This window comes from Pseudomonas beijingensis (assembly GCF_030687295.1).
In the GTDB taxonomy this organism is placed as follows: Bacteria; Pseudomonadota; Gammaproteobacteria; order Pseudomonadales; family Pseudomonadaceae; genus Aquipseudomonas; species Aquipseudomonas beijingensis.
In genome coordinates this window covers 2,806,991-2,833,187 of the sequence record NZ_CP117425.1, presented here as the reverse complement: position 1 = coordinate 2,833,187, position 26,197 = coordinate 2,806,991, and the positions used below count along the sequence as shown (strand labels likewise).

The 26,197-nt window shown below is 61.7% G+C and carries 20 protein-coding genes; 8 read left to right on the top strand and 12 right to left on the bottom strand.

Annotated elements, in window-relative coordinates; genetic code table 11:
* Nucleotides 1-178: 178 nt before the first annotated feature.
* Both gyrA and mtnA read right to left on the bottom strand, forming a co-directional pair.
* The gene (gene gyrA / locus PSH84_RS12855) at nt 179-2,842 is read right to left on the bottom strand and encodes a DNA gyrase subunit A (protein ID WP_305470278.1); all 2,664 of its coding nucleotides are present in this window, start codon (nt 2,840-2,842) and stop codon (nt 179-181) included.
* A 448-nt stretch (nt 2,843-3,290) separates the two neighbouring features.
* Nucleotides 3,291-4,367, bottom strand: a complete 1,077-nt coding sequence (gene mtnA, locus PSH84_RS12850; protein ID WP_305483021.1) for an S-methyl-5-thioribose-1-phosphate isomerase — start codon at nt 4,365-4,367, stop codon at nt 3,291-3,293.
* Nucleotides 4,368-4,473: 106 nt separating this feature from the next.
* On the opposite strand from mtnA, the gene PSH84_RS12845 reads away from it, so the two are divergent.
* From PSH84_RS12845 to PSH84_RS12825, 5 genes are all read left to right on the top strand, one after another.
* On the top strand, nt 4,474-5,805 hold the full coding sequence (locus PSH84_RS12845) for a TRZ/ATZ family hydrolase (protein ID WP_122568963.1): 1,332 nt from the start codon (nt 4,474-4,476) through the stop codon (nt 5,803-5,805).
* A 61-nt stretch (nt 5,806-5,866) separates the two neighbouring features.
* The gene (gene ubiG, locus PSH84_RS12840) at nt 5,867-6,565 is read left to right on the top strand and encodes a bifunctional 2-polyprenyl-6-hydroxyphenol methylase/3-demethylubiquinol 3-O-methyltransferase UbiG (protein ID WP_060738595.1); all 699 of its coding nucleotides are present in this window, start codon (nt 5,867-5,869) and stop codon (nt 6,563-6,565) included.
* 4 nt (nt 6,566-6,569) lie between these two features.
* Nucleotides 6,570-7,241, top strand: a complete 672-nt coding sequence (gene mupP / locus PSH84_RS12835) for an N-acetylmuramic acid 6-phosphate phosphatase MupP (protein ID WP_122568964.1) — start codon at nt 6,570-6,572, stop codon at nt 7,239-7,241.
* Between the two features lie 220 nt (nt 7,242-7,461).
* Nucleotides 7,462-8,202 carry a YciK family oxidoreductase gene (locus PSH84_RS12830; RefSeq protein WP_122568965.1) on the top strand — a complete coding sequence of 247 codons (741 nt, stop codon included), beginning with the start codon at nt 7,462-7,464 and terminating at the stop codon, nt 8,200-8,202.
* 354 nt (nt 8,203-8,556) lie between these two features.
* Nucleotides 8,557-9,483, top strand: a complete 927-nt coding sequence (locus PSH84_RS12825; RefSeq protein WP_122568966.1) for a GGDEF domain-containing protein — start codon at nt 8,557-8,559, stop codon at nt 9,481-9,483.
* Between the two features lie 280 nt (nt 9,484-9,763).
* On the opposite strand, the gene PSH84_RS12820 is transcribed toward PSH84_RS12825, so the two are convergent.
* The 7 genes from PSH84_RS12820 to PSH84_RS12790 form a co-directional block, all read right to left on the bottom strand.
* Nucleotides 9,764-10,534 (bottom strand): iron-containing redox enzyme family protein, encoded by a 771-nt coding sequence (locus tag PSH84_RS12820; protein WP_436278734.1) that lies wholly within the window; start codon nt 10,532-10,534, stop codon nt 9,764-9,766.
* 77 nt (nt 10,535-10,611) lie between these two features.
* Nucleotides 10,612-13,071 carry an EAL domain-containing protein gene (locus tag PSH84_RS12815; protein WP_305470275.1) on the bottom strand — a complete coding sequence of 820 codons (2,460 nt, stop codon included), beginning with the start codon at nt 13,069-13,071 and terminating at the stop codon, nt 10,612-10,614.
* 190 nt (nt 13,072-13,261) lie between these two features.
* Entirely contained in the window at nt 13,262-15,088 is a 1,827-nt protein-coding gene (locus tag PSH84_RS12810; RefSeq protein ID WP_122568969.1) for an ABC transporter ATP-binding protein, read from the bottom strand.
* Nucleotides 15,081-15,683 carry a DsbA family protein gene (locus tag PSH84_RS12805; RefSeq protein ID WP_174553541.1) on the bottom strand — a complete coding sequence of 201 codons (603 nt, stop codon included), beginning with the start codon at nt 15,681-15,683 and terminating at the stop codon, nt 15,081-15,083. The genes PSH84_RS12810 and PSH84_RS12805 overlap by 8 nt, the downstream gene beginning before the upstream one ends.
* A 36-nt stretch (nt 15,684-15,719) precedes the next feature.
* Nucleotides 15,720-16,661, bottom strand: a complete 942-nt coding sequence (gene trhO / locus PSH84_RS12800) for an oxygen-dependent tRNA uridine(34) hydroxylase TrhO (protein WP_122568971.1) — start codon at nt 16,659-16,661, stop codon at nt 15,720-15,722.
* A 316-nt stretch (nt 16,662-16,977) separates the two neighbouring features.
* The gene (locus PSH84_RS12795; protein ID WP_305470273.1) at nt 16,978-17,277 is read right to left on the bottom strand and encodes a BolA family protein; all 300 of its coding nucleotides are present in this window, start codon (nt 17,275-17,277) and stop codon (nt 16,978-16,980) included.
* 12 nt (nt 17,278-17,289) lie between these two features.
* Nucleotides 17,290-17,811 (bottom strand): DUF2059 domain-containing protein, encoded by a 522-nt coding sequence (locus PSH84_RS12790; protein ID WP_122568974.1) that lies wholly within the window; start codon nt 17,809-17,811, stop codon nt 17,290-17,292.
* A 202-nt stretch (nt 17,812-18,013) separates the two neighbouring features.
* Here PSH84_RS12790 and PSH84_RS12785 point away from each other — a divergent pair, with 202 nt between their 5' ends.
* The gene (locus tag PSH84_RS12785; RefSeq protein ID WP_122568975.1) at nt 18,014-19,408 is read left to right on the top strand and encodes a class II fumarate hydratase; all 1,395 of its coding nucleotides are present in this window, start codon (nt 18,014-18,016) and stop codon (nt 19,406-19,408) included.
* Nucleotides 19,409-19,552: 144 nt separating this feature from the next.
* On the opposite strand, the gene PSH84_RS12780 is transcribed toward PSH84_RS12785, so the two are convergent.
* Nucleotides 19,553-20,515: a DMT family transporter gene (locus tag PSH84_RS12780; RefSeq protein WP_176688396.1), complete on the bottom strand. Its 963-nt coding sequence runs from the start codon at nt 20,513-20,515 to the stop codon at nt 19,553-19,555.
* Between the two features lie 191 nt (nt 20,516-20,706).
* Between PSH84_RS12780 and PSH84_RS12775 the strand changes: the two genes are divergently transcribed.
* Entirely contained in the window at nt 20,707-20,904 is a 198-nt protein-coding gene (locus PSH84_RS12775) for a DUF6316 family protein (RefSeq protein ID WP_122568977.1), read from the top strand.
* 200 nt (nt 20,905-21,104) lie between these two features.
* Here the strand turns inward: PSH84_RS12775 and PSH84_RS12770 are convergent, their stop codons facing one another.
* Both PSH84_RS12770 and pap read right to left on the bottom strand, forming a co-directional pair.
* The gene (locus PSH84_RS12770) at nt 21,105-22,289 is read right to left on the bottom strand and encodes a thiolase family protein (RefSeq protein WP_305470272.1); all 1,185 of its coding nucleotides are present in this window, start codon (nt 22,287-22,289) and stop codon (nt 21,105-21,107) included.
* Nucleotides 22,290-22,392: 103 nt separating this feature from the next.
* The gene (gene pap, locus PSH84_RS12765) at nt 22,393-23,907 is read right to left on the bottom strand and encodes a polyphosphate:AMP phosphotransferase (RefSeq protein WP_305470271.1); all 1,515 of its coding nucleotides are present in this window, start codon (nt 23,905-23,907) and stop codon (nt 22,393-22,395) included.
* 151 nt (nt 23,908-24,058) lie between these two features.
* On the opposite strand from pap, the gene mnmC reads away from it, so the two are divergent.
* Nucleotides 24,059-26,041 carry a bifunctional tRNA (5-methylaminomethyl-2-thiouridine)(34)-methyltransferase MnmC2/FAD-dependent 5-carboxymethylaminomethyl-2-thiouridine(34) oxidoreductase MnmC1 gene (mnmC, locus tag PSH84_RS12760; protein WP_305470270.1) on the top strand — a complete coding sequence of 661 codons (1,983 nt, stop codon included), beginning with the start codon at nt 24,059-24,061 and terminating at the stop codon, nt 26,039-26,041.
* The last annotated feature ends 156 nt before the right edge of the window (nt 26,042-26,197 follow it).

Here is a 26,197-nt window from a genome sequence, read left to right as displayed (position 1 = left end):
CAACATTGATGTTGACTGGTCTACCGCCATCGCGGGCAAGCCTTGCTCCCACAAGCCTTGCTCCCACAAGCCTTGCTCCCACACAAGCCTTGCTCTCACAAAGCTGCAATTTGATACGAAATTTCAAAAGGAACAAACAACAAGGGGGCGAATTTTCATCCGCCCCCTGCGTGTCCGCTTAGTCCTGCGGTTCTTCTTCGTCTGCGGCAGCGTCGAGCGGTTGGTCACCGACAGCGTCGTCGACATCGGCACCCAGGGTGCCGTCGAACGCCACGCCGTCCTCGCCTTCCAACTCCTCGCCTTCAACCTCCGACGGCTCCTGGACCCGCTCAAGCCCGACCAGCGTTTCGTCGCTGGCCAGTTTGATCAGCGTCACGCCTTGGGTGTTACGACCCAGGCTCGACACTTCGGCGACTCGCGTGCGCACCAGGGTGCCCTGGTCGGAGATCAACATGATCTCCTCGCCATCGAGCACCTGGACAGCACCGACCAGGCGGCCGTTACGGTCGTTGCTGACCATGGCGATCACGCCCTGGCCGCCACGCTTGTACTCAGGGAACTCGCTGATGGCCGTGCGTTTGCCATAACCACGGGCCGAAGCGGTGAGGATCTGGCTGCCTTCTTCGGGGATCAGCATGGAAATCAGCTTCTGGCCTTCCGGCAGGCGCATGCCGCGCACGCCGCGGGCGGTACGGCCCATGGCGCGAACGTCGGATTCCTTGAAGCGAGTGACCTTGCCACCGTCGGAGAACAGCATGACCTCACGCTCGCCGTCGGTGATGGCGGCGGAAATCAGCACGTCGCCTTCGTCCAGCTCCAGGGCGATCAGGCCGACGCTACGCTGGCGGCTGAAGGATTCCAGAGGGGTCTTCTTCACGGTGCCCTTGGCGGTGGCCATGAAGATGAAGTGACCTTCGGTGTATTCCTCCACCGGCAGCATGGTGGTGATGTATTCATCACTGTCCAGCGGCAGCAGGTTGACCAACGGACGACCGCGAGCCGCACGGGACGCCTCAGGGATTTCATAGGTCTTGAGCCAGTACACCTTGCCTTTGCTGGAGAACAGCAACAGCGTGGTGTGACTGTTGGCGACCAGCAGGTGAGCGATGTAGTCCTCATCCTTGACGCCGGTCGCCGACTTGCCTTTGCCGCCGCGACGCTGGGCCTGGTAGGCAGCCAGCGGCTGGGTCTTGGCGTAGCCGCCGTGGGAAATGGTCACCACGCGCTCTTCTTCCGGGATCATGTCACCCAGGGTCAGGTCCAGGCGCGCATCGAGGATTTCGGTGCGGCGCACGTCGCCGTATTCGGCGCGGATCACTTCCAGTTCTTCGCGGATCACTTCCATCAGGCGCGTGGCACTGTTGAGGATGCGGATCAGCTCACCGATCTGGTTGAGGATCTCCTGGTACTCGGCCAGCAGCTTCTCGTGCTCCAGGCCGGTCAGGCGGTGCAGGCGCAGTTCCAGGATGGCTTGCGCCTGTTCCGGGGACAGGAAGTACTTGCCTTCGCGCAGGCCGTATTGCGGATCGAGGTTCTCAGGACGGCACGAATCGGCACCAGCGCGCTCGACCATGGCCACCACCGCCGTGGACTCCCAAGGCGTGCTGATCAGCGCTTCCTTGGCTTCCGACGGCGTTGGCGAGGCCTTGATCAAGGCGATCACCGGGTCGATGTTCGACAGGGCGACGGCCTGGCCTTCGAGAATGTGACCACGCTCGCGGGCCTTGCGCAGTTCGAATACGGTACGGCGGGTGACCACTTCGCGACGGTGACGCACGAAGGCTTCCAGCAGGTCCTTGAGGTTCAGGATCCGCGGACGGCCGTCGATCAGCGCAACGATGTTGATGCCGAACACGCTTTGCAGCTGGGTCTGGGCGTAGAGGTTGTTGAGGATCACCTCAGGCACTTCGCCACGGCGCAGCTCGATCACGACGCGCATGCCGTCCTTGTCGGACTCATCACGCAGCTCGGTGATGCCTTCGAGCTTCTTCTCTTTCACCAGCTCGGCGATCTTCTCGATCAAGCGGGCCTTGTTCAGCTGGTACGGCAGTTCGGTGATGACGATCTGCTGGCGGCCGCCGACCTTGTCAATGTCTTCGACGGTCGAGCGAGCGCGCATGTAAATGCGGCCACGGCCGGTGCGGTAGGCTTCGATGATGCCAGCGCGACCGTTGATGATCGCAGCGGTCGGGAAGTCCGGACCGGGGATGTATTGCATCAGTTCATCGACGGTCAGCTCGGGATTGTCGATGAGGGCCAGGCAACCGTCGATGACTTCACCGAGGTTGTGCGGCGGGATGTTGGTCGCCATGCCCACGGCGATACCGCTGGAGCCGTTGACCAGCAGGTTCGGGATACGGGTCGGCATGACCGCCGGGATCATTTCGGTGCCGTCGTAGTTCGGCACCCAGTCCACGGTTTCCTTGTGCAGGTCGGCCAGCAGTTCGTGGGCCAGCTTGGTCATGCGCACTTCGGTGTATCGCATGGCCGCGGCGTTGTCGCCGTCCACCGAACCGAAGTTGCCCTGGCCGTCTACCAGCAGATAGCGCAGGGAGAATGGCTGTGCCATACGAACGATGGTGTCGTACACGGCAGTGTCGCCGTGGGGGTGATACTTACCGATCACGTCGCCGACGACACGGGCGGATTTCTTGTACGGCTTGTTGAAGTCGTTGCCCAGCTCGCTCATCGCGAACAGCACGCGCCGGTGCACGGGCTTCAAGCCATCGCGCGCATCCGGCAGCGCCCGCCCGACGATTACGCTCATTGCGTAGTCGAGGTAGGACTGTTTCAGCTCGTCTTCGATATTGACCGGGAGGATTTCTTTGGCCAGTTCGCCCATGAGAAGCCTGATTCCTTTTTCTGGTGAAACCTCGTCACATCCAGATGGGACGAACGAAGCTCGCCGCTGCAGAACAAATGCCGTGCAGCGACTTACGACAAATCAACGAGTTATGCCATGGATCTGCGCAGTAAAGGCCACCTCGCGAGGCAGCCCTGGAAACCGCCGGATGTTATCACAAGAGCCGCCACGCACCTATCCCCCAGATGCGCATGGTGCGTAGTTAGTTGACCGGTGACAGGCTGATATGGGACCAGAGGGGCTTAGAAGCGTTGCGGATGGAGATTCAGGGGGCAAATGCAAGGGATTTGTTGCTTTTAAGGGCCTCATCGCGAGCAAGCTCGCTCCCACAGGGGAATTTTTGTATGCCTGAGACTTCGGACACAACACAAATCCAGTGTGGGAGCGAGCTTGCTCGCGAAGGCGATGGATCAGACACCCCAAATCTTCAGTGCAACCGCTTACGGCACATCAACTGCGCAAGCTTCGCGGTGTCTGGACGCTCGATGATGCCCTTTTCCGTGACGATAACGTCGATCAAATCCGCCGGGGTGACATCGAAGACCGGGTTGAAGGCGTCCACCTCCAGACCGAGCCCCTTGCCGTCGATTTCCAGCAGTTCGCGCCCGTCGCACTCCTGCGCCGGAATGTCATCGCCGCTGGCCAGGCTCATGTCGATGGTCGAGCTCGGCGCCACGACCATGAAGCGCACGCCATGGTGCATGGCACAGACCGCCAATTGATAAGTGCCGATCTTGTTCGCCACATCGCCATTGGCGGCGATGCAGTCGGCACCGACGATCACCCAGGTCACCCCCTTGGTCTTCATGATGTGGGCAGCGGCGGAATCGGCGTTGAGGGTCACCGGAATACCCTCGCGAGCCAGTTCCCACGCCGTCAGGCGCGAGCCTTGCAGCCACGGACGGGTTTCGTCGGCATAGACGCGCTCCACCATGCCTTCGATATACGCCCCCCGGATGACCCCCAAGGCCGTGCCGAAACCACCGCTGGCCAGGGCGCCGGTGTTGCAATGGGTGAGGATGGCCTGGGCGTTGCCCTGGTGCTTGCGGATCAGGTCGACGCCCAACTGGGCCATGGTCAGGTTGGCTTCGCGATCGCTCTCATGGATCGCAATGGCTTCGGCCTCCAGCACCGCCAGCGGCTCGGCATGGTCTTTCAAGCGGCCCAGCCGATCGCGCATTCGATCCAGCGCCCAGAACAGGTTCGCCGCCGTCGGCCGGGCCTCGCTCAGCAAGGCAAAATCGACCTCCAGGGCCGCTTGCCAATCACCGCCCTCGGCCATCCTGGCCCGCGCCGCCAGCACCACACCATAAGCGGCACTGATGCCGATGACCGGCGCACCGCGCACGGCCATCGAGCCAATGGCCTCGGCCACGTCGGCGACACGGGTGCAGGCGATCCAGTTCTCCTCGAACGGCAAGATACGCTGGTCCAGCAGGTACAGCACGCCATCACGCCAATCGATGGCCTTCACCTTCTCCGCAGCCAATAGTCGATCGCGCATCCTTCACCCCGTACTCATGAACAAAAGCCGCCGATTATAGCGATCCCTCCGCGAAGACGCTCGGGTATACTTCGCCATCCTTTATACCCCATGGAACCGTTCCACGATGCCCAAGCCTGCCGTTGCGCTCGACTTATTATTGCTGCCGACCTGGTTGGTGCCTGTCGAACCCGCCGGTGTAGTGCTCAAGGACCATGGCCTGGGCATTCGCGACGGTTGCATCGTGTTCATCGGCCCACGGGCAGAAGCCCTGAAGTGTGACGCCACCGAGGTCCGTGAACTGCCCGGCATGCTGCTCAGCCCCGGCCTGATCAACGCCCACGGCCACGCGGCCATGACCCTGTTTCGCGGCTTGGCTGACGACCTGCCCTTGATGACCTGGCTGGAACAGCACATCTGGCCGGCTGAAGCCAAATGGGTCGATGAAGATTTCGTCCGCGATGGCACCGACCTGGCAATCGCCGAGCAGATCAAGGGTGGCATCACCTGCTTCTCCGACATGTATTTCTACCCCAAGGTCGCCAGCGAGCGCGTTCACGACAGCGGGATTCGTGCGCAAATCGCCATTCCGATCCTCGATTTCCCGATTCCCGGTGCCGCCAGCGCCGACGACGCCATTCGTCAGGGCATCGAATTATTTGGCGATCTCAAGCACCACCCACGGATCAAAGTCGCATTCGGTCCGCACGCGCCCTACACGGTGGGCGATGAGAACCTGGAGAAAATTCGCGTAATCGCCGAGGAACTGGACGCGGCTATTCATATGCATGTTCACGAAACCGCCTTCGAAGTGCAGCAGGCTGTGGATAACACCGCTGAGCGACCCATGGCTCGCCTCGGGCGCCTTGGCCTGCTGGGGCCACGCTTCCAGGCCGTGCACATGACTCAAATCAGCGACGAAGACCAGGCCTTGCTGGTAGAAAGCAATTGCAGCGTGATCCACTGTCCGGAATCGAACCTGAAGCTGGCCAGCGGTTTCTGCCCGGTGGAACGCCTGTGGCAGGCCGGCGTCAATGTCGCCCTCGGCACCGACGGTGCGGCGAGCAACAACGACTTGGACCTGCTCGGCGAAACCCGCACCGCTGCCCTGCTGGCCAAGGCCGTCGCAGGTTCGGCCACGGCCCTGGATGCCCATCGGGCGCTGCGCATGGCCACGCTCAACGGCGCCCGGGCGCTGGGCATCGAAGCGACCGTCGGCTCCCTGGAAGTCGGCAAGGCCGCCGACCTGGTGGCCTTTGACCTGTCGGGCCTGGCCCAGCAGCCGATCTACGACCCGGTGTCGCAGTTGATCTACGCCACTGGCCGCGATTGCGTCAAACACCTGTGGGTAGGTGGCAAGCCGTTACTGGAGGATGGCCGACTGACCCGCATGGACGAACCGACACTGATCGCCACGGCCCAGGCCTGGGGTCGCCGCATCAGCGGCCATAACGAATAACCGCGCCCCTTGAGCCACGGCTCGGGGCACCTGATTTTTCAAGCTTTTCGAGGATCTGCACATGAGCAACGTCGACCACGCCGAAATCGCCAAATTCGAAGCCCTGGCCCATCGCTGGTGGGACCGTGAAAGCGAATTCAAACCGCTGCACGACATCAACCCGCTGCGGGTCAACTGGATTGACGAGCGGGTCAATCTGGCCGGCAAGAAGGTCCTCGACGTCGGTTGCGGCGGCGGCATCCTCAGTGAAGCCATGGCCCAGCGCGGCGCGACGGTGATGGGCATCGACATGGGCGAAGCGCCGCTGGCGGTGGCGCAGCTGCATCAGCTGGAATCGGGCGTGAGCGTGGAATACCGGCAGATCACCGCCGAAGCCCTGGCCGAAGAAATGCCGGGCCAATTCGACGTGGTCACCTGCCTGGAAATGCTCGAGCACGTGCCGGACCCGTCCTCGGTCATCCGCGCTTGCTTTAGCATGGTCAAGCCGGGCGGCCAGGTGTTCTTCTCCACCATCAACCGCAACCCGAAGGCGTACCTGTTCGCCATCATCGGTGCCGAATACATCATGAAGCTGTTGCCACGGGGCACCCACGACTTCAAGAAATTCATCCGCCCTTCCGAACTGGGCGCCTGGAGCCGTGCGGCCGGGCTGACCGTCAAGGACATCATTGGCCTGACCTACAACCCGCTGACCAAGCACTACAAGCTGGCCGCCGACGTTGACGTCAACTACATGATCCAGACCCTGCGCGAGGAGTAAGTCGATGCGTCTCAAAGCGGTTCTCTTCGACATGGACGGCACGCTGCTCGACACCGCGCCGGATTTCATCGCCATCTGCCAGGCCATGCGCGCCGACCGTGGCTTGCCACCGATGAACACCCAGCACATTCGCGACGAGATTTCCGGCGGCGCCCGGGCGATGGTCGCGGTGACCTTTTCCATGGACCCGGAATCACCGGGGTTCGAGGACCTGCGCCAGGAATTCCTCGACCGCTACCTCAAGGGTTGCGCGGTCCACAGCCACCTGTTCGACGGCATGGCCGAGGTGCTGGCCGATATCGAGGCGGCCAACCTGATCTGGGGCGTGGTTACCAACAAGCCGGTGCGTTTCGCCGAACCGATCATGCAGCAACTGGGCCTGGCCGAGCGTTCGAAAGTGCTGATCTGCCCTGACCACGTGAAAAACAGCAAGCCGGACCCGGAACCGCTGACCCTGGCGTGCAAGCTGCTCGACCTGGACCCGGCCAGCGTGCTGTTCGTGGGTGATGACCTGCGGGACATCGAGTCTGGCCGCAGCGCCGGCACCAAGACCTGCGCGGTGACCTACGGCTACATTCACCCGGACGACAACCCCAGGCACTGGGGCGCGGATGCGGTGATTGACCACCCGGCGGCGCTGCGCGAGGTGCTGGATAACGCGTTGTGCGGTTGCTGAGCTGATTGTTGTGGTGAAGGGATTTATGTGGGAGCAAGGCTTGCCCGCGATGAAGGCGATGCGGTCTTTCAGAAATCGAGGCGCCTGTTTCGCGAGCAAGCTTTGCTCCCACAGCTTGCTCCCACATCACGGGGATAAATCCCTCGCCACAAAAAGCTCGTTCGCCATGAGCGCTGTGCGCCACCAACCCCGTGCCGCTTTATTTTGTTGAGGTTCTTTTATGTTTGATTATTCCGCCCGCCCCGACCTGCTCAATGGCCGGGTGATCCTGGTCACCGGTGCCGGTCGCGGGATCGGTGCCGCTGCGGCGAAAGCCTACGCCGCCCACGGTGCCACCGTGCTGCTGCTGGGCAAGACCGAAGCCAACCTGACCCAGGTCTACGATGAAATCGAAGCGGCCGGTCATCCGCAGCCGGCGGTGATCCCGTTCAACCTGGAAACCGCGCTGCCGCATCAATACGACGAACTGGCGGCGATGATCGAAACCGAGTTCGGACACCTGGACGGCTTGCTGCACAACGCCTCGATCATCGGCCCGCGTACGCCACTGGAGCAATTGTCCGGTGAAAACTTCATGCGCGTGATGCACGTCAACGTCAACGCGATGTTCATGCTCACCAGCACCTTGCTGCCCCTGCTCAAGCTGTCCAAGGATGCGTCCGTGGTGTTCACCTCCAGCAGCGTCGGCCGCAAGGGTCGGGCCTACTGGGGCGCCTATGGCGTGTCCAAGTTCGCCACCGAGGGGCTGATGCAGACCCTGGCCGACGAAGTCGATACCGTCGCCGCCGTGCGCGCCAACAGCATCAACCCCGGCGCCACCCGCACCAGCATGCGCGCCCAGGCCTATCCGGGAGAAAACCCGCTCAACAATCCGACGCCCGAAGCGATCATGCCGGTCTACCTGTACCTCATGGGCCCGGACAGCACCGGCGTCAACGGTCAGGCATTCAACGCGCAATAGTGAACCAAGGCCCGCATCGCGACGATTTACCGTCGCGATGCTGGCCTTCGTCGACGCCAAACCAGGCGAACCGCCAAGTCCACGTCGCCCCTGCTTCCGCGACTCGCTATCAATTCATTGATTTCTAATCGGTTTTTACACAAGTGAACCGAATGGCACGACTTTCGCTCTAACCTCTTCAAACATGCCATCTTTGGCAGGTGACGGACGTTGAGACGAGACTTATGCCTGCCATGTAAAGCGGACTAAACTCAAATCAGTTGTCCTACGGGACTGAAGGACCAGTACGACGCGCAGCCCAAAGCCGCCACACCCAACCTGTCGGGACGATTTAGCTTAGGGGCTAACGCCATTATGAAAACGCCCACCCAGATCAACGCGATCGACTTCGACAGCGCCAAATTGCAGCGCCTGGGCCTTGCCCAGCCATCGCCGCTCGCGGCACGCTCCGTCAGTCTGTCGCAATTGCGCCAGCAACTGAGCCAGCAACTGCAGACCAGCCTGGAGCCACAGCGCATCCTGGGCCTGTTTTTCCGCGAAATTCAGCGACTGGTGCCCCTGGATGCGTTGGCCTATCAGCACAAAGCCAGTGACCTGCGCCTGGAATTTGGGCAACGCGGGCATCACACCCTCAGCTATAACCTGAGCCATGAAGGCGAACACCTGGGTGAACTGGTATTCCGCCGTAACCAACGTTTCACCGAGGCGGAACAGAGCGATCTCGAGTCCGTGATGTCGACGCTGTTGTATCCACTGCGCAATGCGCTGCTCTACCGCGCCGCGACCCAAAGCGCCCTGCGCGATCCGCTGACCGGTACCGGCAACCGCATCGCCATGGACCAGACCCTGATGCGGGAAATCGACATGGCCAAGCGTCATTCGCAACCCTTGTCGGTGCTGATGCTCGATATCGACCATTTCAAGCGCATCAATGACAGCCATGGTCACGGCATTGGTGACGAAGTGCTCAAGGCCGTGGCCGAGTCGATCAAGAGCCAACTGCGCAATGTGGACATGGTGTTCAGGTTCGGCGGTGAAGAATTTCTGATCCTGCTGGCCAATACCAGCCGGGATGCGGCGGCCATGGTCGGTGAACGGCTGCGTTATGCCGCCCAGGCCCAGGATTATTTCGCCGCAGGCACAAGGATCGAACTGACGGTCAGCCTGGGGTGCGCCACCCTGTTACCGGGGGAATCCTCGGAAAGCCTGCTACGCAGGGCCGACAGCGCGCTGTACGTGGCCAAGCGCGAAGGCCGCAATCGACTGGCGATGGCCGGCTGAAACAACGAGAGGATGTAAGAACACCGACATCCTTGTGGGAGCGGGCTTGCTCGCGAAAGCGGTGGGTCAGCTATGAATATATTGAATGCACCGAAGCCTTCGCGAGCAAGCCCACTCCCACAAAGTCTTGCGGCGACCAGAAGCCAGCGCTCATCCAAAACAACTGTGGGAGCGAGCTTGCTCGCGATAGCGGCCTGGCAGTCAACCTCCCCGTCGACTGTCAGACCTCTTCGCGAGCAGGCTCGCTCCCACAGGTTGTGGCTATCTGTAGCGGTAGTAATCAGCTCCCGGCCAATGCCAGACGCTCACGGGGGGATGAAGACTTACTCACCGTCTCCGCCTGTTCCAGCTGCATGCAACGCTCCAGGAACAGATACATGTAGTCATAGCTCTTGCACACGGCCTGGCGCAGCTCCGTTTGCAGGGCCTTGCTCGGGTTCATCCCCGCCAGCGTACAGATGATTTCCAAGGCTTCCCAAGGATGGGCATCGTCGTACTGGGCATGCATCTTCAGCCATTTCATGGCGCGCTTGCGGTCTTCCTCGGCGAAGGCGGCCGCATAGACACCGTTGGAACACACCAGCGCCGACCACTCTCCCGTGGCACCCTCGATGGCATAGTTGGTCGCGGCGATGGCCACGATCAACGCGTCCGAGGAACTGGTGTGCCAGCACCAGTGGCTCAAGGCATGAAGCTCAGGCGGTACTTGCTGGGCTTGCAGGTCTTCCAGGGTCACGCCATGGGCGGCGCTCCAGTTGACCCAGTAGTCAGCATGGTTGAGTTCGACACGAATGTTGCGCATCAGCCAGCGACGCGCCATGTCCTCGCCAGGGTGGCGGGCAAAGCGGGTCTTGGTGAGGTTCTGTGCCATGTATAAAGCGAACTGTTCGACGACCGGCCAACCACCAATGAGGTAGTGGCGCATGGTCTTGGCGCTGAGCTTGTTGTCGCGCATGCGCTGATACAGTTCGTGTTCGACAACCCGGCGCTTGCTCTCGCTGCAATCGGTAATGAGCTGTTGTGCCCATTTCGGATAGCTTGTGGCGTCCATGAGCGGGCCTGTTCGGTTGAATGTGTCGATCACTGTCGGGCTCCTTTTGATTGTGATTTTTTCGGATCAACAAGAGTTCAGCGGAACGTGCCGGGGGCCTTGAATAACAACGGCTGGGGCCTGGCCGGCCGACATTGCAACGTGTCGCAGGTAAACAATTGCGGGCGTTCGATCACATACCCTTGAGCGTAGTCCACCCCTATCTCCAGCAATGCCTGCTCGATCTGGGCAGTTTCTACAAACTCGGCAATCGTGCGCTTACCCATGACGTGACCGATGTGATTGATCACTTCGACCATTGCACGGTTAATCGGGTCGTCCAGCATATCCTTTACGAAACTCCCGTCGATCTTCAGGAAGTCTACAGGTAAATGTTTCAGGTAAGCGAATGAAGACATTCCGGCGCAAAAGTCATCCAGCGAAAAATAACATCCCAAGCTCTTGAGTTCATTGATAAAGCGGATCGCACTGCCCAAATTCGAAATAGCGCTGGTCTCTGTAATTTCAAAACAAATCATTTCCGGCGGAATCGAGTAGGCGGCGAACTGTTTACGCAGGAAGTCGAGGAACGCCTGATCTCCTATAGTTGTGCCTGACAGATTAATCGCACACATCGCCATGGGTCCCTGTCGCGATTCATTCAGGCATTGGCGGATGATCTTGAAGACATTTTCCACCACCCAACGGTCCAGGGAGGTCATCAGGCCGTAGCGTTCCGCCGCGGGAATGAAGCTGTCCGGCAGGATCATCCGCCCGGCTTCGTCATGCAGGCGCAACAGGATTTCAATGTGTCCGCCACCATGATCGCCCGGGCCCAGCGCGGCGATTTCCTGGGCATACAGACAGAAGCGATTTTCCTCCAGGGCCATGTGCAAGCGCTGCACCCAGGCCATCTCACCAAAACGCAGGGATAACTCCGAGTCGTCGGCATGATAGACCTGGACCCGGTTGCGCCCCTTTTCCTTGGCCATATAACAGGCCATGTCGGCGGCCCGCAGGGACGCCTCCAGGGTCGTCGGGGTCTGGGCGATATGCACCAGGCCGATGCTCACGGTGGTCACGAACGGCCGGCCCTTCCAGACAAAGTGCAGGTTCTGCACGGTCTGGCGCAGCCCTTCGGCGATCTTTTCCGCCGCCTCCGGCGAGCAGTTCTCCAGCAGGATCCCAAACTCATCGCCGCCCAGTCGGGCCAAGGTGTCATTTTCCCGCAGCCCCGATTGCAGCAAGGCGCAAATGTGCCGCAACAATTCGTCACCCGCCGCATGGCCGCAGGTATCGTTGACCAGCTTGAACTGGTCCAGGTCGAGAAACATCAAGGCATGGCGCCCGACCTGACGAGTGAGGTTGTGCAAGGCCTGCTCGAGGCGATATTCAAATTCCCGGCGGTTGGCCAGGCCGGTCAGGGCGTCATGGGTGGCCTGCCACGACAGGTTGGCGATGTATTGCCGCTCCTGGGTCATGTCATGCAGCACCAGCACGGCACCGCTGACTTTGCCAGCATGGCGGATCGGCGCGCCCACCAGGGTGACCGAGACGGTGCTGCCATCCAGGCGCTGGATCAGTTTCGAATGTTCGCTGGCGCCACTGAGCCGACCGCTGAGAATGTGCTCGATCAGGGTCAGGCCCTCGGCCTGGGCGTTGTCATCGAGCAAATTGAACAGCGCGGCCAAGGGTAAGCCCGTGGCGTGGTCGGCCTTCCAATGGGTCATCGCTTCGGCGGCGGGGTTCATGTAGGCGATGGCCCCCTCCACGTCGGTGGTGATTACCCCATCGCCGATGGATTGCAGGGTGATTTGCGCCCGCTCTTTCTCCACCTGCAGCGCATTGGCGAACACCTGTCGCTGGGTCAGCAGCTTATGGGTCCGCAACAGCGCCAGGACGATCAATCCCAAGGCCGTGGCGAAGTTGGTCACCAGCAAAAGCCGAAGGATGAAACGCGAGCCCTCGCCCAATGCGTCACTGAATGCCTTGGCAGCTGGCGTCACGGAATCGTTGATCGCAAAGATCTGGGCCTTCCAGCCGCGGATATCCAGCTCCGATGCCTGGCCTGCGCTAATGCTGCCGTGCATCTGCCGGGCGACGTTATTCAGTTCGATCAGATAGCCGTCGCCCACCGTCCAGAGATCGATGGCCTCTTCCAGGTAACTGAAGTGACGAAAGTTCAGATAAAGCCAGATCAGGCTGGACACATCGTCCGGGTGATTGCCGCCCTTGAGGATACCGGCCCGTGCCGCTTCCAGGTCCGGCGGTTCACGGTCCAGCGCCACCCGCAGTTCGTGGCCGCCCTCGGGAACGGCGATGGCTTGCTGAAATTTGCGGAAAATCGCTTCGTCGCGGCTGTCGGCGTAGAGGTTGAGGTAATAGATGGCGTCTTTCTGGCCCTTGGACCAGAGACTCTCCCCCGCCACATAGCCGCGAACCGCGGACAGCACGTAAAGGCTGACGCCGCCCAGCAATGCCTGAAATAGCACAACGGCAATAAAGGGCCAGACGATGCCCAGCAGCCGTGGTGTTCCGAGAGTCTGCTTTTGCTTCATGAGGTCCCTTGCACAGGTATTGCCGGACGAACACCCGCCAGAATTCCGCTCCTGACTCAACAGCCTAGGCTAGTTTTCGACCCTTCGAATGAATGGATGAACAGATCGACAGACTTTGCGTGGAATTTGGAAAAATCGGCGGGTTTGCCTGCTTTTTTTCCGATACTAAACACAGAAAACCGCGGGAAACTCAAGGCTGCTGTATCTGTTGCAAATGACCGTAGAGACGAGCGTACAGGCCCCCCTCGGCAATCAACTGCAAATGGTCGCCGTCTTCGGCGATTTGCCCACCGTCGAACACCAATACCCGATCGGCCTGCTTCACCGCCGAGAGCCGGTGGGCGATGATCAAAGTGGTCCGCGCACTCAAAAAACGCGCCAGGGCCTGGTGAAGGTTGTACTCGGTGGCCGCGTCCAGGGCCGAGGTGGCTTCGTCGAGAATCACCACCCGTGGGTTGGCCAATACCATGCGGGCGATGGCCAGCCGTTGGCGCTGCCCGCCGGACAAACGCACCCCGGAACGCCCAACTACGCTTTCCAGGCCCTGGGGCAACGCCCGTACCGTGGCGTCGAGCTGGGCGATTTCCAATGCCCGCCAGCAGTCGTCGTCGCTGCACTCACGGCCCATGGCGAGGTTGGCCCGTACCGTGTCGTTGAACAGCGCCGGATGTTGTAACACCACTGCCACATTTTCCCGGATGATTTCCAGGCCAATCTCCTGCTGCGTGGCGCCACCGAAACGAATGCTGCCCGACTGCGGCGTGTACAGCCCCAGTAACAACTGCACCAAGGTGCTCTTGCCGCCGCCACTGGCCCCGACGATAGCGACTTTCTCGCCCGGCGAGATGGACAGGTTCAACTGGTCGAGCACCAGTTCCTCGCCGTAACCGAAACTCAACCCCTGGATCTCGATGCCCACGGTGTCACGGCCCTTGAACGGATCGACGACGCCCGTGTATTGAGGCTCGTCAGCCCGGGCCAGCAGTTCATTGATCCGGTTCAAGGCCCCGCCGGCAGCGTAATAGGCGTACTGCAGGTTCAACAGTTGCTCGACCGGACCGATCATGAACCAGAGGTAGCTGAACACCGCCAGCATCTGGCCGATGGACAGGTCGGAAAACACCACGGTGAGCATGGCCGCCGCGCGAAAAATATCGATGCCGAACTGGAACAGCAAACCACTGGCGCGGTTCGACGCGTCGGTTTTCCACTGTGAATTCACGGCGTAATCGCGGACCTCCTTGGCACGCATCCCCAAGCGGCCAAGGAAATAACCCTGGCGGTTGCCGGCGCGCACTTCCTGGATGGCATCCAGGGTTTCGGTCAAGGCCTGGGTGAAGCGCGAGGTGCTGTCGTTCTCCAGTTTCTTCAGGTGTTTGACCCGCTTGCCCAGTTGTACCGTGGCGTAGATCACCAGCGGGTTGAACAGCAGGATCAGCAACGCCAATTCCCAATGCATCCACACCAGAATCCCGGCAGTGCCCACCAGAGTCAGCATTGCCACCAGGAAACGGCTGAGGGTCTCGCCGATGAATTTGTCGAGGGTGTCCAGGTCAGTGACCAGGTGGGCCGCCACGGTGCCGCTGCCCAGGCTTTCGTACTCGCCCAGGGAGATTCGCTTGAGGCGTTCGATCAAGCGGATGCGAATGCGATAGACAATGTCCTTGGCCAACCTGGCGAACAACCGCGCCTGCACTACGTTGAACAGCAAGGCGCCACAGCGCAGGGTCAGAGTCGCCAGCAACATCAGCCCGATATAGCCGGCTGCGCTCTGCCACGCCGTTGGCAAGGCATGGTTCATGACTTTCAGGGCAGCATCGCCGTGGCCCAGCAGGACTTCGTCCACCAGCAATGGCAACAGCAACGGAATCGGCACGCTGCACAGCGTCGCCAGCACAGCCACGCCGTTGGCGATCCACAGGGCTTTTTTATGCTTGAGGGCCAGGCGACGGATTTCCGCCCAGCTCAACCGATCAATGCGCCGCGAGGCCGATGGGTCTGGCGGCCGCTCAGGCACAGGCCGCGCGCTCCAGCCAGCGGCCAAGCAACGGCGACAACTGGCTCAGGGGCTGGTAGCCGTTGGTCAGCAAGGCCAACTGGCCATCACGCTCGGCCAACAGCGTGGGGAACCCGGCAATGCCCAAGTCCTGTACCCAGGTGAAATCCGCCGCAGTGGCCGCATGTTGGTCGGCGCGGTCGAAGGCTGCGGCGAACTCGATGCGGGGCAGCCCGGCCTGTTCGGCCAGTTCCACCAGGACGCTGGCGTGGGTGACGTCGCGACCTTGCACATAAAAGGCCTGTTGGATCAGTTTCACCAGCTTCCAGGCCAGGTCCGGGGCCAGGCTGCGAGCCGTCACCAATGCCCGGCAGGCAGGCTCGGTGTCGTAGACGAAACCGTCCGGCAACGCGCCTTCCAGCTTGAAGGGCTGGCCGGTGGCCTGGGTCACGGCCTGCCAGTGCTCAAGAATGTAGCGCCGGGTGGTCGGCTCCAGCGCCGAACCGCTGCCGGTGCGCAAACCACCCACCACCAGGTGCAACTCCACCCCCGCGGCCTGAGCCTGCTCGACCAATGCCTCGGCCACCGGCGCAAAGCCCCAGCACCACGAACACATCGGGTCCATCACATAGAGCAGGCGTGGCGTCATGGTTCAAGCCTCGGAAGATGTCTGCTTGTAGTTGTAGCCGATCGGGTGCGGCATGTTGCGCGCCTTGGCCAACTCGATCTGCTTCTGCCGGTCGATGGCGCTGCGCCGGGTTTTCTCGCTCAGCTTATCCCAGCAATGCGGGCAACTGATGCCAGGCACGTAGTGCTCCGAAGCGCGGTCTTCTACGCTCACCGGGGTACGACAAGCATGACATTGATCGTAGTCCCCTTCGGTGAGGTCGTGGCGAACGGTCACGCGGTTATCGAACACGAAGCAGTCGCCGCGCCACTTGGTTTCTTCCTGAGGCACCTCTTCGAGGTATTTCAGGATGCCGCCCTTGAGGTGATAGACCTCGTCGAAACCCTGGCCGAGCATGTAGCTGGAGGCTTTTTCACAGCGAATGCCACCGGTGCAGAACATCGCGACTTTCTTGTGTTTGGCCGGGTCGAAGTGGGCCTTGATGTACTCGGGGAACTCGCGAAAGCTGGTGGTCTTGGGGTCGATGGCGCCTTCGAAGGTGCCGATGGACACTTCGTAATCGTTGCGAGTGTCGATCAACAGCACTTCCGGGTCACTGATCAGTGCGTTCCAGTCCTGCGGCTCGACGTAGGTACCGACTTGCTTGTTCGGGTCCACGCCTTCGACGCCGAGGGTGACGATTTCTTTCTTGAGCTTGACCTTGGTGCGGTAGAACGGCTGCTCATCGCAATACGACTCTTTATGGTCGATGTCGATCATGCGCGGATCGTTCTTGAGCCAGGCCAGCAGGCCGTCGATGCCTTCGCGGGTGCCGGAAACCGTGCCGTTGATGCCTTCTTCGGCGATCAGCAACGTGCCTTTGATGCCGTTGTCGAGCATGGCCTTGAGCAGGGGCTCACGCAGCTCGACGTAATCTTCCAGGGTGACGAACTTATACAGTGCCGCCACGACAATGGGTTGTGTCATGGGTGTTTCTCCAGGTGGCTACCCTCGCAAAGGGTGAACCGGATGCGAAAAAAAACGCGCCGGGTGAGCGGCGCGTTGCGGATTCTAACAAAAAACAGGGGGGTTGCAGACAGCGATTGCTGTGGGCCACAGTACTGTGAGGATCACTCTGTGGGAGCAAGGCTTGCCCGCGATAAAGTTGACGCGGTCTCTCAGAAACCGAGGTGTCTGCATCGCGAGCAAGCTTTGCTCCCACAGCGCCTGGCCCCCATAGCAGCTTTGCTCCCATAGCAGCCGCTCCCACAGACTCAAGGTTTTGCCATCCACAGCAGCCCGCTCAGTGCTTGCTACCACCGGCACAGGTCGGCGAAGCCGGGGCCGCGTCGATCTGCGCCCACTCTGCGGGCGTATAGGTGTGCAGCGCCAACGCATGAAATTCGCCCATCAGCTCGCCCAGCGTGCCATAGACCTTCTGGTGACGCTTGACGCGATTGAGCCCTTCGAACTGCTGGCTGACCACCACGGCCTTGAAGTGGGTCTGCAGGCCACGGCTGTGCATGTGGCTTTCATCCAGCACTTGCAAGTGCTCGGGCTGCAACAGCCCAAGCGTTGATTCGATGCGTTGTTGCATGCTCATACCGGGCTCCGCTTACGGCTTTTTCTTGGCTGGGGCAGCGGCTTTTGGCTCGAGCTCGGCCGTCATGTCCGCCAGCAGCTTGTTGACCACCGGCACCGCGCTTTCAAGCTTGGCCTGGGTCAGTTGGGCCGATTGCTGGGTCAGCTGCGGCATTTTTTCCAGGACTTTCTTGCCCAATGGCGATTGGTAGAAAGCGACCAGGTCCTTGAGCTCCGACTCGTTGAAGTTGCTGGTGTAGAGCTTGACCATGTCCGGCTTGAGCTTGTTCCAGCCGATGGCTTGATCCAGTGCGGCATTGGCCTTGGCCTGATAGGTTTCCAGGGTGGCTTTTTTCGACGCAGGGGCCTTGGTCTGTTCAAAGCGCTGGGCAAACATCTGCTGCACTTGCATGTACACCGGAGTACCCAGTTTGTCAGCGTGCGCCAGGGTCAGGAACGCTTCGGCGCTGGCGTTGTGGCTGGCGGTATCGGCGAAAACAGGGCCGCTGGCACACACCAGAGCAACTGCGGTACAGATGGCACGAAGACGGGTCATCGAGTTTCCTTTCATTACAGGCGAGGTAGAACCCCAAGGGCGACCATTCTGCGCCTAAAAAACGCCGGGCCTCAACCCCGATGGCTGTCGGGTCCGATTGACGGGCCGAACCCACCGTTCCTGGATTGAGCGATGATTGAGGGAACCGGTGCCGCCGATCTGGGCCTAAACTGCGCATTCAGCCTTTCAGGAGTTTGACCCGATGAGCCGTATCGAAACCGACAGCCTTGGCCAGGTTGAAGTCCCGGACGACGCCTACTGGGGCGCCCAGACGCAGCGCTCCATGATCAACTTCGCCATTGGCAACGAGCGCATGCCGCTGTCGGTGTTGCACGCCTTGGCACTGATCAAGAAGGCCGCCGCGCGGGTCAATGACCGCAATGGCGATCTTCCCGCCGACATCGCCCGCCTGATTGAACAGGCCGCCGACGAAGTGCTCGACGGTCAGCACGACGACCAGTTCCCGCTGGTGGTCTGGCAGACCGGCAGCGGGACCCAGAGCAACATGAACGTCAACGAGGTCATCGCCGGGCGCGCCAACGAACTGGCCGGCAACCCCCGCGGCGGCAAGAGCCCGGTGCACCCCAACGACCACGTCAACCGCTCGCAGAGTTCCAACGACTGCTTCCCCACCGCGATGCACATCGCCGCCGTCCAGGCCGTCCAGCAGCAATTGCTGCCGGCCATCGGCGAGTTGTCCGGCGGGCTGGCAGAATTGGCGGCGCGCCACATGAAACTGGTCAAGACCGGCCGTACCCACATGATGGATGCCACGCCGATCACCTTTGGCCAGGAATTGTCGGCGTTCATTGCCCAGCTCGATTACGCCGAACGGGCAATCCGCGCCGCGCTACCGGCGGTCTGCGAGCTGGCCCAGGGCGGCACGGCGGTGGGCACCGGGCTCAATTCACCCCATGGTTTTGGCGAAGCGATTGCCGCTGAACTGGCGGCACTCTCCGGCCTGCCGTTCGTCACCGCACCGAACAAGTTCGCGGCGTTGGCCGGTCATGAGCCCCTGACCGCCCTGTCCGGCGCGCTGAAAACCCTCGCGGTGACTCTGATGAAAATCGCCAACGACCTGCGCCTGCTGGGCTCCGGGCCACGGGCCGGGTTCGCCGAGGTGAAATTGCCAGCCAACGAACCGGGCAGTTCGATCATGCCCGGCAAGGTCAACCCGACCCAATGCGAAGCCCTGTCGATGCTGGCCTGCCAGGTCATGGGCAACGACGTGACCATCGGTTTTGCCGCCAGCCAGGGGCATTTGCAGTTGAACGTGTTCAAACCGGTGATCATCCACAACCTGCTGCAATCGATTCGCCTGTTGGCCGATGGCTGCAGCAACTTCCAGCATCACTGCATCGCCGGACTCGAGCCGGATGCCGAGCAGATGGCCGCGCATCTGGAGCGTGGGTTGATGCTGGTGACCGCGCTGAACCCGCACATCGGCTACGACAAGTCGGCGGAAATCGCCAAGAAAGCCTATGGCGAAGGGCTGACCCTGCGTGAGGCGGCGTTGCAGCTGGGGTACCTGACCGATGAAGAGTTCGATGCCTGGGTGAGGCCGGAGAATATGCTGGAGGCGGGTAGCCAGGGCTGAGCCTGCATCCCATGGAGATCAGATGTGGGAGCGAGCTTGCTCGCGATAGGGCCGGGCGACTCAACATCTTCATCGACTGTCAGGCCGCCATCGCGAGCAAGCTCGCTCCCACAATAGTTTTGTGTCAGGCAGCGCGCTGCGTTGTTAACGCTCTACCGCCAAACGCTCGCGCCGGGCCTTGAGCCCGGCGATCAACGAGGGCCCCAGGGCGACCAGCGCCGAACCCAGCACCACCAGCACCGCCCCGCCATAGCCCAGCAGGTTGATCTGCTCGGCATGGACATAATCAGGCCACCACCAGGCCGCCATCGCCACCGCGGCGAAGGTCACCAGCGGCGTGATCGCCAGGGTCGCACTGACCCGCGACGCTTCCCAATGAGCCAGGGCTTCGGCAAACGCGCCATAGGCAATCAGGGTGTTGAGGCAGCAAGCGAGCAACAACCAGCCTTGCAACGGGCTCAGTTGCAACGCCTCCAACGGATGCACCCAGGGCGTGAGCAGCAGCGCGCAGAACAGGTAGATCACCATCATCACCTGCAACGAATTCCACACCGTCAACAATTGCTTCTGGCCCAAGGCATAGAACGTCCAGACCGTCGACGCCAGCAACACCATCAGCACCCCGGCGGTGTAGTCGCTCAGGGACGTCAGCAACTCCCCCAGGCGCTGGTTGAAAAACAGCGTGAAACCGATCAGCAGCACCAGCAGGCCGATGCCCTGCCCCACGCTGAACCGCTCCTTGAACACAAACAGGCTGGCGACCAGCAACATGATCGGCCCCATCTGCACCACCAGTTGCGCCGTGCCGGGGCTCAAGCGGTTCAGACCCATCAGGTACAACACATAGTTGCCCACCAGCCCAAGCACCGCCATCGCCACCAGCCAGCCGCCGCGAGGGCCGAGCACCTTGCGACTGGGCAGGCGCCGGGTCGCCGCCAAATAAATGAACAGCAAACCGCCGGACACCAGCAAGCGAAACCAGGTCACGGTGACCGGGTCCATCACTTGCAGCACTTGCTTGAGCTTGATCGGCAGAATTCCCCAAAGCAGGGCAGTCAACAGGGCAAGGAACAAGCCGTAGACCCAGCGACCGGACGATATGTGCATGCAACCCTCGAAGCCCTAGACAAAGAACGCCCATTCTAGGCGTCAATCGCCCAGCAACACAGGAACAGTTGGGGATAAATTGACCGGGTACGGACATGGCACATGGCCGCCTATCGGTTCGCCAAGCAGCCGTCCACGCCAGCCTCTAAACTTCACTCAACCTGATCCCGTCGCCTCTTCTGGAGCCCCCCATGCTCGGCCAACGCGCCCAGGACCTCGCCCCTGCGATGGTCTTTCCCAGTGACCGGATTTGCCGGATAAACGGCGAATTTTACTTCAATACCCGGGAGGGCACCCAGGAAGGGCCGTTCGCCAGTCGCGAGGAGGCGTTGCGGGAGGTGGAAGCCTATGTACAGCGAATGCTGCAACTGACTCAGGTTGCCAGCTAAGTCAAACCCATGGCTGGCGCCGCGCTCCTGCGGCGAGGGGATTTATCTGTGGGAGCAAGACCCTGTGGGAGCAACGCTTGCTCGCGATGCAGACACCTCGGTTTGAGAGACCGCATCAACTTCATCGCGGGCAAGCCTTGCTCCCACAGAGGTAAGTCACCTCGCCACAAATAATCATCTTGCTAACTGTCAGCGCACGGTTATCTCACTGCCTCAAACAAACCCGTAGCCCCCATCCCGCCGCCCACGCACATGGTCACAATGCCGTAGCGCAGATCGCGCCGCTGCAGCTCACGCACCAGATGCCCCACCTGCCGCGAGCCAGTCATGCCGAACGGATGGCCGATGGAGATCGAGCCACCGTTGACGTTGTATTTCTGCGGATCGATTTCCAGCCGGTTGCGGCTGTACAGGCACTGGGAAGCAAACGCCTCGTTGAGTTCCCACAGGTCGATATCGGCGATCTGCAGGCCCTTGGCCTTGAGCAGCTTGGGCACCGAAAACACCGGGCCGATGCCCATTTCGTCCGGTTCGCAACCGGCCACGGTGAAGCCACGGAAAAACGCCTTGGGCTTGAGCCCCAGCGCCAGGGCTTTTTCCAGGCTCATCACCAAGGTCATCGAGGCCCCGTCGGACAACTGCGACGAATTGCCCGCCGTCACCGAACCGTCTTCGGCGAACACCGGCTTCAGGCCGGCCAGGCTTTCATAGGTGGTGTCCGGGCGGTTGCAATCGTCGCGGTCGACCACACCGTCGAGGATCTGCACGGCGCCAGTGTGCTTGTCCTCGACCCGGTACTTGACCGCCATCGGCACGATTTCGTCATCGAACAGCCCGGCCGCCTGGGCCTTGGCCGTGCGTTGCTGGCTTTGCAAGGCGTAGTGATCCTGCTCCTCGCGGCTGACCTGGTAACGGCGGGCAACGATCTCGGCCGTCTGGCCCATGGGAAAATAAATCCCAGGCACCTGCTCCTTGAGCAGCGGGTTGATCAGGTTGTCGGTATTGACGCTTTTCATCGTCAGACTGATGGATTCCACACCGCCCGCCACGATGATGTCGCTGCAACCGGAAGCGATCTGGTTGGCGGCGATGGCAATGGCTTGCAGGCCCGAGGAACAGAAGCGGTTGAGGGTCATGCCGGCCGTGCCGATGCCCAATTGCGAGAGCACCGCCACGTTGCGCCCGATGTTGTAGCCCTGGGCGCCTTCATTGGACCCGGCCCCGACGATGCAGTCCTCGACACTGGCCGGGTTGATGTCGTTGCGTGCCAGCAAGGCGTTGACGCAATGGGCCGCCATGTCATCCGGACGGGTCATGTTGAACTTGCCACGAAAGGACTTGGCCAGGCCGGTCCGTACGCTGTCGACGATCACCACTTCACGCATGGCTGTACCTCATTGTTGTAGTCGGTTGAGAGTGGATCGAGCATAGATCCACTGGATAACCGACCGCGACAATCATTCACCTCGCGTATGCGCGCCCATCGCCCTAGCGCTTCTTCTTGCGAGCCTGTCTTGCACTCCGTTCGAAAGCCGCCTCCAGCGCCTGGTTGAGGGTACGCAACACCTTGACCCGCGCCCAGCGCTTGTCGTTGGCCTCCACCAAGGTCCAGGGGGAAATCTCGGTGCTGGTGCGGTCGACCATGTCGCACACCGCAGCGCGATAGGCATCCCACTTGTCGCGGTTACGCCAATCATCCTCGGTGATCTTGAAACGCTTGAACGGGATGTCCTCGCGCTCCTGGAAACGCTCCAGCTGGGTTTCCTTGTCGATGGCTAGCCAGAACTTGACCACCACCACGCCGGCATCGGCGAGCTGTTCCTCGAAATCGTTGATTTCACCGTAGGCCCGCAGCCAGTCGGCCTGGCTGCAAAACCCCTCGACGCGCTCCACCAGCACCCGGCCGTACCAGGAGCGGTCGAACATGGTGAACTTGCCGCGCGCGGGGATATGCCGCCAGAACCGCCACATGTAGGGGTGGGCGCGTTCTTCTTCCGTGGGTGCGGCAATCGGCACGATGCTGTATTGGCGCGGGTCCAGGGCCGCCGTGACCCGCCGGATCGCCCCGCCCTTGCCCGCCGCGTCATTGCCTTCGAACACCGCCACCAAGGCATGCTGGCGCATGCGTTTGTCCCGCAACAGCCCGGCGAAGCGCGCCTGCTCGGTGATCAGTTGTTCTTCGTAGTCGGCCTTGTCCAGGCGCCGGGTCATGTCCAGGCTGTCGAGCAGGGTGATCTGGCCATCCAACTCGGGCAGCGGCGCCACGCTGACCTTCTGCGGCCTGATCTTCGACCGGTCCAGGGCCTGGCGCAAGCCGTCGAGCAGGATCCGCCCGACGGTGAGGCTGCGGTAACAACTGTCCACGCCTTCGATCACATGCCACGGCGCGTAATCACGGCTGGTGCGGCGCAGCACGCGCTCGCCGTATTTGACGAACTTGTCATAGGTATGGGACTGCTGCCAATCCAGCGGGCTGATGCGCCAGCTGTGCAGCGGGTCATCCTTGAGCCCCTTGAGCCGGGCCTTCATCTGTTTCTTGGACAGGTGGAACCAGAACTTGAAGATCAGCGCGCCTTCATCGCAAAGCATTTTTTCCAGGCGCTCGGCCCCGGCGATCGCCTGGTCGAGCCGCGGGTCCTTGAACTCGCCATGGACCCGGCCTTGCAGCATCTGGCTGTACCAGTTGCCGAAGAAAATCCCCATGCGCCCCTTGGCCGGCAGCATCCGCCAATAGCGCCACGCGGGAGGCCGCGCCAGTTCCTCGTCGGTCTGCTGGTCGAAGGTGCGCACTTCGATCAGCCGCGGGTCCATCCACTCGTTGAGCAGCTTCACCGTCTCGCCCTTGCCCGCGCCCTCGATGCCGTTGATCAACACGATGACCGGAAACCGGCCCTGCTGCTGCAACTCGAACTGCGCTTCCAGCAGCGCTTCACGCAGGGCCGGTACTTCGGCCTCAAAGGTGTCTTTATCGATGACGTGACCGATTTCAGCGGATTCGAACATGGACAGCTCCTTCCAGGGATTGGGGCAAGACTAGCGGATTGGATGCGGCCCTGTGCAGCAGATTCCCATCAGATGCGTGGGTTGTTGCGATGGGTCAAGCATGCCGATACCGATCGGCTAGAATGCCCCCTCAGTTTTGACCGAGCCTGCCATGACGCCCATCCAGCAACACGCCCTACTCGACTGGGACGACCAGGGGCGCCCGCGCTCGCGGGTGTTCGACGATGTGTATTTTTCCGACCAGTCGGGCCTGGACGAAACCCGTTATGTGTTTCTTGAGCAGAACAACCTGGCCGAGCGTTTCGCTGCGCTGGCCGATGACGGGCGGCTGGTGATCGGCGAAACCGGGTTTGGCACCGGCCTGAATTTTCTCTGCGCCTGGCAGTTGTTCGAGCAGTGCGCCCCCGTTGGGGCGCGGCTGCATTTTGTCAGCGTCGAAAAGTACCCCTTGAGCCCCCAGGACCTGCGCCGGGCGCTGGCCTTGTGGCCACAGCTCAACCTTCAGGCCGAGCAATTGCTTGCGCAATACGTGGCGATCCATCAGGGTTTCCAGCGCCTGGTCCTCGCCAATGGACGAGTGACGCTGACCCTGTTGATCGGCGATGCCCTGGAGCAGTTGCCGCAGCTGGACGGGCAGATCGACGCCTGGTTCCTGGACGGTTTCGCACCGGCCCGAAACCCCGAGATGTGGACCGCCGAGCTGTTCGCCGAACTGGCCCGGCTGGCCGCACCCGGCGCCACCCTCAGCACCTTCACCAGCACCGGTTGGGTCCGCCGATTGCTGAACGCGGCAGGCTTCAAGATGAAGCGCACACCGGGCATCGGCCACAAATGGGAAATCCTGCGCGGCGTATTTCTTGGCTGGCCGGAGCAGACACCCGCGCCGTCCCCGGCAAAACCCTGGTACGCCCGCCCCTTGCCACCCACCGGCGAGCGCCGGGCCCTGGTGATCGGCGGCGGCCTGGCCGGCTGTGCCAGCGCCGCTAGCCTCGCCGCCCGTGGCTGGCAGGTGACGCTGCTGGAGCGCCATGCCGGGTTGGCTGAGGAAGCGTCCGGCAACCCCCAGGGCGTGCTGTACCTCAAGTTGTCGGCCCACGGCACCGCGCTGTCGCAGATGATCCTCAGCGGCTTCGGCTACACCCGCCGCGTGCTGGAGCAACTGCAACGCGGCGTCGATTGGGATGCCTGTGGCGTCTTGCAGCTGGCCTTCAACAGCAAAGAGGCCGAGCGTCAGGCGCAATTGGCCGAGGCGTTCCCGACGGATTTACTGCACACCCTGGATCAGTCCGAAGCCCAGGTTCGATCCGGCATTGGCTTGGCCTGTGGTGGCTTGTTTTATCCCGAAGGCGGTTGGGTGCATCCGCCGGCGCTGTGTCGCTGGCAAGCTTCGGGGCCGGCGATTGATGTACAACCCCATCATGACGTGCTGCACCTGCGTCGCGTCGACGGCCAATGGCAGGCGTGGGACGGCGAACGCTGCCTGGCCAGCGCTCCGGTGGCGATCCTCGCCAGTGCGGCCGAGATCAAACGCTTCGAACCGGCCGCCGACTTGCCGCTCAAGCGCATTCGCGGGCAGATCACCCGTCTGGCGCAAACCAGTCGCAGCCAGAGCCTGGCGACGGTGGTCTGCGCCGAAGGTTATGTGGCGCCGCCACGGCTGGGCGAACACACCCTGGGCGCCAGCTTCGATTTCAACAGCGACGACCTGACCCCCACCGCCGCCGAGCACGCCGGCAACCTGCAGATGCTCGAAGAGATCTCCCAAGACCTGGTGCAGCGCCTGAACGTCGCTACCTTGGACCCGGAGCACCTCGAAGGCCGCGCGGCGTTTCGTTGCACCAGCCCTGATTACCTGCCGATTGTCGGGCCGCTGGCCGACCGCCAGGCCTTTACCGAAGCCTATGCGGCCCTGGGCAAGGACGCCCGCCAGGTGCCGGATGCCCTCTGCCCGTGGCTCGATGGCCTGTACATCAACAGCGGCCACGGTTCCCGAGGCCTGATCACCGCGCCCCTGTCAGGCGAACTGATCGCCGCCTGGCTGGACAACGAACCCCTGCCACTGCCCCGCAGCGTGGCCGAGGCCTGCCATCCGAACCGGTTTGCGTTGCGGGCATTGATTCGGGGTAAGGCCTAGCGCAGATCGCCGGCCCACCACAAACCCCTGTGGGAGCGAGCTTGCTCGCGATAGCGGTGTGTCAGTCAACTCAGATGCCAACTGATCCACCTCTATCGCGAGCAAGCTCGCTCCCACAGGATCCTCTTAGCCTTCAATCCATGCGGCAGACCAAGC

Bases quoted from the DNA above. Each gene is read 5' to 3' on its own strand.
- PSH84_RS12815 (WP_305470275.1), bottom strand. From the start codon at position 13,071: ATGAAGCAAAAGCAGACTCTCGGAACACCACGGCTGCTGGGCATCGTC.
- PSH84_RS12830 (WP_122568965.1), top strand. From the start codon at position 7,462: ATGTTTGATTATTCCGCCCGCCCCGACCTGCTCAATGGCCGGGTGATC.
- gyrA (WP_305470278.1), bottom strand. From the start codon at position 2,842: ATGGGCGAACTGGCCAAAGAAATCCTCCCGGTCAATATCGAAGACGAG.
- PSH84_RS12845 (WP_122568963.1), top strand. From the start codon at position 4,474: ATGCCCAAGCCTGCCGTTGCGCTCGACTTATTATTGCTGCCGACCTGG.
- mtnA (WP_305483021.1), bottom strand. From the start codon at position 4,367: ATGCGCGATCGACTATTGGCTGCGGAGAAGGTGAAGGCCATCGATTGG.
- mnmC (WP_305470270.1), top strand. From the start codon at position 24,059: ATGACGCCCATCCAGCAACACGCCCTACTCGACTGGGACGACCAGGGG.
- pap (WP_305470271.1), bottom strand. From the start codon at position 23,907: ATGTTCGAATCCGCTGAAATCGGTCACGTCATCGATAAAGACACCTTT.
- trhO (WP_122568971.1), bottom strand. From the start codon at position 16,661: ATGACACAACCCATTGTCGTGGCGGCACTGTATAAGTTCGTCACCCTG.
- PSH84_RS12805 (WP_174553541.1), bottom strand. From the start codon at position 15,683: ATGTGTTCGTGGTGCTGGGGCTTTGCGCCGGTGGCCGAGGCATTGGTC.
- PSH84_RS12785 (WP_122568975.1), top strand. From the start codon at position 18,014: ATGAGCCGTATCGAAACCGACAGCCTTGGCCAGGTTGAAGTCCCGGAC.
- PSH84_RS12790 (WP_122568974.1), bottom strand. From the start codon at position 17,811: ATGACCCGTCTTCGTGCCATCTGTACCGCAGTTGCTCTGGTGTGTGCC.
- PSH84_RS12775 (WP_122568977.1), top strand. From the start codon at position 20,707: ATGCTCGGCCAACGCGCCCAGGACCTCGCCCCTGCGATGGTCTTTCCC.
- PSH84_RS12820 (WP_436278734.1), bottom strand. From the start codon at position 10,534: ATGGACGCCACAAGCTATCCGAAATGGGCACAACAGCTCATTACCGAT.
- PSH84_RS12770 (WP_305470272.1), bottom strand. From the start codon at position 22,289: ATGCGTGAAGTGGTGATCGTCGACAGCGTACGGACCGGCCTGGCCAAG.
- PSH84_RS12795 (WP_305470273.1), bottom strand. From the start codon at position 17,277: ATGAGCATGCAACAACGCATCGAATCAACGCTTGGGCTGTTGCAGCCC.
- mupP (WP_122568964.1), top strand. From the start codon at position 6,570: ATGCGTCTCAAAGCGGTTCTCTTCGACATGGACGGCACGCTGCTCGAC.
- PSH84_RS12780 (WP_176688396.1), bottom strand. From the start codon at position 20,515: ATGCACATATCGTCCGGTCGCTGGGTCTACGGCTTGTTCCTTGCCCTG.
- ubiG (WP_060738595.1), top strand. From the start codon at position 5,867: ATGAGCAACGTCGACCACGCCGAAATCGCCAAATTCGAAGCCCTGGCC.
- PSH84_RS12825 (WP_122568966.1), top strand. From the start codon at position 8,557: ATGAAAACGCCCACCCAGATCAACGCGATCGACTTCGACAGCGCCAAA.